Source organism: Geodermatophilus sp. SYSU D00708, from assembly GCF_054050115.1.
The window spans coordinates 1-5,153 of sequence record NZ_JBJGYS010000060.1 but is presented as its reverse complement, the minus strand read 5'-3'; the positions used below and the strand labels follow the sequence as shown (position 1 = coordinate 5,153).

Genomic DNA, 5,153 nt, shown 5'->3' with positions numbered 1-5,153 from the left:
GGTTCTCGCCCGGATGCAAATTCATCTACGGAGAGTTTGATCCTGGCTCAGGACGAACGCTGGCGGCGTGCTTAACACATGCAAGTCGAACGGTGAACCTTCTTCGGGAGGGGATCAGTGGCGAACGGGTGAGTAACACGTGGGCAACCTGCCCCCGGCTCTGGGATAACTCCAAGAAATTGGGGCTAATACCGGATGTGACCGCTGACCGCATGGTCTGGTGGTGGAAAGGGTTTCCGGCTGGGGATGGGCCCGCGGCCTATCAGCTTGTTGGTGGGGTAGTGGCCTACCAAGGCGACGACGGGTAGCCGGCCTGAGAGGGTGACCGGCCACACTGGGACTGAGACACGGCCCAGACTCCTACGGGAGGCAGCAGTGGGGAATATTGCGCAATGGGCGAAAGCCTGACGCAGCGACGCCGCGTGGGGGATGACGGCCTTCGGGTTGTAAACCTCTTTCAGCTCCGACGAAGCGCAAGTGACGGTAGGAGCAGAAGAAGCACCGGCCAACTACGTGCCAGCAGCCGCGGTAATACGTAGGGTGCAAGCGTTGTCCGGAATTATTGGGCGTAAAGAGCTCGTAGGCGGTTTGTCGCGTCGGCTGTGAAAACCTGGAGCTCAACTCCAGGCCTGCAGTCGATACGGGCAGACTTGAGTGTTGCAGGGGAGACTGGAATTCCTGGTGTAGCGGTGAAATGCGCAGATATCAGGAGGAACACCGGTGGCGAAGGCGGGTCTCTGGGCAACAACTGACGCTGAGGAGCGAAAGCGTGGGGAGCGAACAGGATTAGATACCCTGGTAGTCCACGCCGTAAACGTTGGGCGCTAGGTGTGGGGGCCATTCCACGGTCTCCGTGCCGCAGCTAACGCATTAAGCGCCCCGCCTGGGGAGTACGGCCGCAAGGCTAAAACTCAAAGGAATTGACGGGGGCCCGCACAAGCGGCGGAGCATGTTGCTTAATTCGATGCAACGCGAAGAACCTTACCTAGGCTTGACATGCACGGAAATCTCGCAGAGATGCGGGGTCCGTAAGGGCCGTGCACAGGTGGTGCATGGTTGTCGTCAGCTCGTGTCGTGAGATGTTGGGTTAAGTCCCGCAACGAGCGCAACCCTCGTTCCATGTTGCCAGCGCGTAATGGCGGGGACTCATGGGAGACTGCCGGGGTCAACTCGGAGGAAGGTGGGGATGACGTCAAATCATCATGCCCCTTATGTCTAGGGCTGCAAACATGCTACAATGGCCGGTACAAAGGGCTGCGATACCGCGAGGTGGAGCGAATCCCAAAAAGCCGGTCTCAGTTCGGATTGGGGTCTGCAACTCGACCCCATGAAGTTGGAGTCGCTAGTAATCGCAGATCAGCAACGCTGCGGTGAATACGTTCCCGGGCCTTGTACACACCGCCCGTCACGTCACGAAAGTCGGTAACGCCCGAAGCCGGTGGCCCAACCCCTTGTGGGAGGGAGCCGTCGAAGGCGGGATCGGCGATTGGGACGAAGTCGTAACAAGGTAGCCGTACCGGAAGGTGCGGCTGGATCACCTCCTTTCTAAGGAGCACTGGCCGGCCAGACGTGTCTGGTCGGCCCAGAAGCCGCGCTCGGACCGTGGACGGTCGCCCATCTCCGGGTGGCCGCGGGTGTTCGGGGTGGTGCTCGAGGGTGGAACGCTGACCAGTTCGGCCGGCAGCCGTGGTGCTGCTCCTAGTACGGCCCCCCAGTGTGGGGGCGGGGAACGGAGCGGTGCGCGGGGGCGGGTCGTAGGCACGCTGTTGGGTCCTGAGGGAGCGGACCCCCGGCGCCCGGATGGGTGTGGGGGGTGGGTTTCCTTGTCGGGGCCTTCCCGGTTCTCGTACCACCCGCGCTTCGCGTGGGGTTCGGCGGGGCGGTGGGGGAGGGTGTCGCCGGTGGGACGTTGAGAACTGCACAGTGGACGCGAGCATCTTCTTTGTTTGTTTGTAGGGCGCGATCCGGTGGCAAGTGGATCGTGTAGTTGTGTGGCCAAGTTGTTAAGGGCACACGGTGGATGCCTGGGCACCAGGAGCCGATGAAGGACGTAGGAGGCTGCGATAAGCCTCGGGGAGCTGCCAACCGAGCGTTGATCCGAGGATGTCCGAATGGGGAAACCCCGCACCAGTCATGTGGTGTGACCCGCGCCTGAACACATAGGGCGTGCGGAGGGAACGTGGGGAAGTGAAACATCTCAGTACCCACAGGAAGAGAAAACAACCGTGATTCCGTGAGTAGTGGCGAGCGAAAGCGGAGAAGGCTAAACCGTTTCCATGTGATACCCGGCAGGGGTTGTGGAGGCGGGGTCGTGGGACAGTTCTGCACGTGCTGCCGGACGTGCGGGGAGTGATAAAGATCTGTCGTTAGTGGAAGGCCTCTGGAAGGGGTCGCCGTAGAGGGTGACAGCCCCGTACACGAAAACGCGGATCCTCCCGAGCTTGCTCCCAAGTAGCACCGAGCCCGTGAAATTCGGTGTGAATCCGGCGGGACCACCCGCTAAGCCTGAATACTCCCTGGTGACCGATAGCGGACAAGTACCGTGAGGGAAAGGTGAAAAGTACCCCGGGAGGGGAGTGAAATAGTACCTGAAACCGTGTGCCTACAAGCCGTGAGAGCCGTGAATCGCACCTCGTGTGCGGCGGTGATTGCGTGCCTTTTGAAGAATGAGCCTGCGAGTTAGCGGTACGTGGCGAGGTTAACCCGTGAGGGGCAGCCGTAGCGAAAGCGAGTCCGAACAGGGCGCCATCCAGTCGCGTGCTCTAGACCCGAAGCCGAGTGATCTACCCATGGCCAGGTTGAAGCGCGGGTAAGACCGCGTGGAGGACCGAACCCACCAGGGTTGAAAACCTGGGGGATGAGCTGTGGGTAGGGGTGAAAGGCCAATCAAACTCGGTGATAGCTGGTTCTCCCCGAAATGCATTTAGGTGCAGCGTCGCGTGTTTCTTGCCGGAGGTAGAGCACTGGATGGCCGATGGGCCCCACAAGGTTACTGACGTCAACCAAACTCCGAATGCCGGTAAGTGAGAGCGCGGCAGTGAGACTGCGGGCGATAAGGTTCGTAGTCGAGAGGGAAACAGCCCAGATCATCGGCTAAGGCCCCCAAGCGTGTGCTAAGTGGAAAAGGATGTGGGATCGCAGAGACAACCAGGAGGTTGGCTTAGAAGCAGCCACCCTTGAAAGAGTGCGTAATAGCTCACTGGTCAAGTGGTTCCGCGCCGACAATGTAGCGGGGCTCAAGCACACCGCCGAAGCCGTGGCATTCCAGCAACACCCCGTCGGTCGCCCTCGAGGTGGCCGGCCAGGGGCTGGGATGGGTAGGGGAGCGTCGCGTGGCGAGGGAAGCGGCGGAGCAATCCAGCCGTGGACGCCACGCGAGTGAGAATGCAGGCATGAGTAGCGAGAGGGGAGTGAGAACCTCCCCCGCCGGAAGACCAAGGGTTCCTGGGCCAGGCTAATCCGCCCAGGGTGAGTCGGGACCTAAGGCGAGGCCGACAGGCGTAGTCGATGGACAACGGGTTGATATTCCCGTACCCGCGAAGGAACGCCCATGCCGAACCCAGCGATGCTAACCGCCCCAAACCCGCCTGGCGCACTTGTGCGGCAGGTGGGGAGTAGCGCGGGATCCGGACTGGTAGTAGGCAAGCGATGGGGTGACGCAGGAAGGTAGTCCCACCGGTGAGTGGTAGTACCGGTGCAAGGGTGTGGCCCGCGCCATAGGCAAATCCGTGGCGCACGAGGGTGAGGCCTGACGCATAGCCGATTGAGGCGAATGGGATGATCCTATGCTGCCGAGAAAAGCCTCTAGCGAGTTCCGAGCGGCCCGTACCCCAAACCAACTCAGGTGGTCAGGTAGAGAATACCGAGGCGATCGAGCGAACTGTGGTTAAGGAACTCGGCAAAATGCCCCCGTAACTTCGGGAGAAGGGGGGCCGGTTACCGTCATCCGCCTTGCGCGGGGCAGCGGCGGCCGGCCGCAGAGACCAGTGAGAAGCGACTGTTTACTAAAAACACAGGTCCGTGCGAAGTCGTAAGACGATGTATACGGACTGACGCCTGCCCGGTGCTGGAACGTTAAGGGGACGGGTTAGCTCTTCGGGGCGAAGCTCAGAACTCAAGCGCCAGTAAACGGCGGTGGTAACTATAACCATCCTAAGGTAGCGAAATTCCTTGTCGGGTAAGTTCCGACCTGCACGAATGGCGTAACGACTTCTCAGCTGTCTCAACCACAGGCTCGGCGAAATTGCACTACGAGTAAAGATGCTCGTTACGCGCGGCAGGACGGAAAGACCCCGGGACCTTCACTACAGCTTGATATTGGTGTTCGGTTCGGCTTGTGTAGGATAGGTGGGAGACTGTGAAGCGGGCACGCCAGTGTTCGTGGAGTCGCCGTTGAAATACCACTCTGGTCGAATTGGATGTCTAACCTCGGTCCGTGATCCGGATCAGGAACAGTGTCAGGTGGGTAGTTTAACTGGGGCGGTTGCCTCCCAAAATGTAACGGAGGCGCCCAAAGGTTCCCTCAGCCTGGTTGGCAATCAGGTGTCGAGTGCAAGTGCACAAGGGAGCTTGACTGTGAGACCGACGGGTCGAGCAGGAGCGAAAGCTGGGACTAGTGACCCGGCACCGGCATGTGGAAGCGGTGTCGCTCAACGGATAAAAGGTACCCCGGGGATAACAGGCTGATCTTCCCCAAGAGTCCATATCGACGGGATGGTTTGGCACCTCGATGTCGGCTCGTCGCATCCTGGGGCTGGAGTAGGTCCCAAGGGTTGGGCTGTTCGCCCATTAAAGCGGTACGCGAGCTGGGTTTAGAACGTCGTGAGACAGTTCGGTCCCTATCCGCCGTGCGCGTAAGAGACTTGCGAAGAGCTGTCCCTAGTACGAGAGGACCGGGACGGACGAACCTCTGGTGTGCCAGTTGTACCGCCAGGTGCACGGCTGGTTGGCTACGTTCGGCAGGGATAACCGCTGAAAGCATCTAAGCGGGAAGCTCGCTTCAAGATGAGGTCTCTCACCGGAACAACCGGGTAAGGCCCCCGCCCAGACCAGCGGGTTGATAGGCCGGAGGTGGAAGCGCCGCAAGGCGTGCAGCTGACCGGTACTAACAGGCCGAGGGCTTGACCACACACCTATCACGACCCCCTTGACAC

2 rRNA genes are annotated in these 5,153 nt (G+C 60.4%); both read left to right on the top strand.

Annotation, left to right across the window (positions count from 1 at the left end):
• The first annotated feature begins 24 nt into the window (after window positions 1–24).
• Window positions 25–1,545, top strand: a 16S ribosomal RNA gene (locus tag ACI79D_RS24840).
• Between the two features lie 448 nt (window positions 1,546–1,993).
• Window positions 1,994–5,128 (top strand): 23S ribosomal RNA (locus ACI79D_RS24835).
• The 16S and 23S rRNA genes sit together here, the layout of an rRNA operon.
• The last annotated feature ends 25 nt before the right edge of the window (window positions 5,129–5,153 follow it).